This is a genomic window from Gryllotalpicola sp. CP2-P1, assembly GCF_057512245.1.
Genome location: NZ_JBLRDT010000305.1, coordinates 1 through 2,201, shown reverse-complemented (window position 1 = coordinate 2,201; position 2,201 = coordinate 1). Strand labels below are relative to the sequence as shown.

The following is a 2,201-nucleotide window of genomic DNA, read 5'->3' as shown; positions in this document are numbered from 1 at the left end:
CGTGCCGCCGATGTCGAGGCCGAGCCTCATGCGCCGGCCCCCAGCAGCTGCAGCAGCGCCTCGCCGGCGAGGCGAGAGGCGCCGAACGTCGCGATGTCGGCATAGGCCCGGTCATCGCTCGGCCAGCCCATGTCGACGACGAGAACGGATGCCCCGCCCGCCGCCCGGGCCCGGTCGATGTAGTCGCGCGCGTACGGCCGCCGATGCAGGTCCTTCCCGACGATCAGCAGCGCGCCACCCACCGAGGCCGGCCCCTCCTCCGGCGCGGACACCGTCGCGTCGGCGTGCGCCCCCGCCGCGAAGACGCCCCACGGGGCGACGCCGACGGCGATGTTGTTCACGCTCTCGATGCGCACGATTCCATAGTGCCCGCCCGCGGCCGCGATCCAGGCGCGGGCGTGCGCCGACACGTCGAATCCGCGTGCGATCTGCTCGAGGTCGAAGACGGGCTCGGTGACGGGGGATGCCGGCGCCGCAGCGCTCGCGGCGCGTGAGCGGAGCCGCTCGGCCAGCGCGCGCGTGCGGCTCGCGGCCTCCCGCACCCGCTCGGCCGGGAGCTCGCCCGACGCGACGGCGCCCCCCAGCGCGGCCACGATCCCCTCCAGCTGCGCGGCCGAGTTGTCGGTGCCGATGCACAGCAGATCGACGCCCGCCGCGAGTGCGCGCACGGCGGCGCCGGCGATGCCGAGCTCACCCGAGGCGCCCTTCATGTCGAGCGCGTCCGAGACGATGACGCCCTGGAAGCCGAGCTCGCCGCGCAGCAGCCCCTGCAGCACGGGGGCGCTCATGGTGGCCGGCCGGTCGCCGTCGAGCTGGGGCAGCAGGATGTGCGAGGTCATGATCAGCTCGGTGCCCGCCTCGACGGCGGCACGGAACGGCACGAGCTCGCGCCCGCGCAGCTCGTCGAGGGTGCGGTCGACGACCGGCAGCGCGAGGTGCGAGTCCTGTGCCGTGTCGCCGTGGCCAGGGAAGTGCTTGGCGGCCGCGCCGACGCCCGTGCCCTGGACTGCGGCGACCCAGGCGGCGGTGTGGTCTGCGACGAGGGCGGGCTCCGTTCCGAAGGAGCGCACACCGATCACAGGGTTGTCGGAGTTCGAGTTGATGTCCGCGTCGGGCGCGAAGGTCACGTTCACGCCGACCTTGCGCAGCTGCCACCCGACGGCGCGGGCGGTGCGCTCGGTCAGCGCGAGCTCGCCGATGCGGCCGAGCAGCGCGTTGCCGGGGAACGGCGCGCCCCGGTCGTAGTAGAGCCGGGTCACGTCGCCGCCCTCTTCGTCGATCGCGATGATCGCGTCGGGGTTCGCATCGAGGATCGCCGCGGTGAGCCGGCGGGTCTGCTCGCGGCTCGCGATGTTCGCGCCGAAGAGGCAGACACCGCCGAGCCCTTGCCTCAGCAGGGCGTCGAGCCACGCGGGCAGCTCGGTGCCGATGAAGCCCGGCAGGAGCGTGCCGAGGAGGTCTGAGCGCGTGGGCGGGGCCATGTTTGTTAGTAAAGCTTACGAATCGAATGTGCCGCAACATGGGGGCGATACCGCTCGGAAGAAGTGCAACATGACCGAAACACGGGCGATATTCGGCCGTGACACGTCATCGCTTGACTTTCGTTTGTAAGGCAGGTGTACTAACAAAACCGCCCAGCGACGACGCCGACGGAAGGAGAACGGACATGTCCCAGCTCGACCAGAGCCATGCCGCGCGGCCCGCGCTCCGCCCCCGCCAGCTCGCCGAGAAGGCACTGCCCGAGCACAACCGGCGGCACAACCGGGCCCTCGTGCTGCAGCACCTCTTCTACAGCGGCGCGCTCAGCCGCGCCGACCTCGCCCGCACCTCGGGCCTCACTCGTGTGACCGTCGGCGATCTCGTCGCCGAGCTGCAGAGCGAGGGCATCGTCCACGAACTCGGGCAGCGCCAGGGCACCCGGCCCGGCAAGCCGGCCACCCTCGTCGAGATCGACGCAGACGCCTTCCACATCGCCGCCATCGACCTGTCCCCCGGCGACGCGTTCGCCGGCGTCGTCACGAATCTGCGCGGCGAGGTACTGCACCGCCTCACCCAGCCGCTCGCGGGCGCGACCGGCGAGGCCGCCATCGAGAAGGTGCTCATCCTCGTCGCAGGGCTGATCGGCGCCGCCGGCTCGCGGCTGCTGGGCATCGGCGTCGGCACCCCGGGCATCGTCGACGGCGAGGGCATCGTGCGGCAGG

1 protein-coding gene and 1 pseudogene are annotated in these 2,201 nt (G+C 72.5%); one reads left to right on the top strand and one right to left on the bottom strand.

All coding sequences use genetic code 11. From position 1 onward, the window contains the following. Positions 1–26: 26 nt before the first annotated feature. The gene (locus ACM2XV_RS14555) at positions 27–1,481 is read right to left on the bottom strand and encodes a glycoside hydrolase family 3 protein (protein ID WP_487027450.1); all 1,455 of its coding nucleotides are present in this window, start codon (positions 1,479–1,481) and stop codon (positions 27–29) included. Positions 1,482–1,666: 185 nt separating this feature from the next. Between ACM2XV_RS14555 and ACM2XV_RS14550 the strand changes: the two are divergent. Continuing rightward, positions 1,667–2,201 (top strand): annotated as a pseudogene (locus ACM2XV_RS14550) (ROK family transcriptional regulator); the annotation flags it as partial.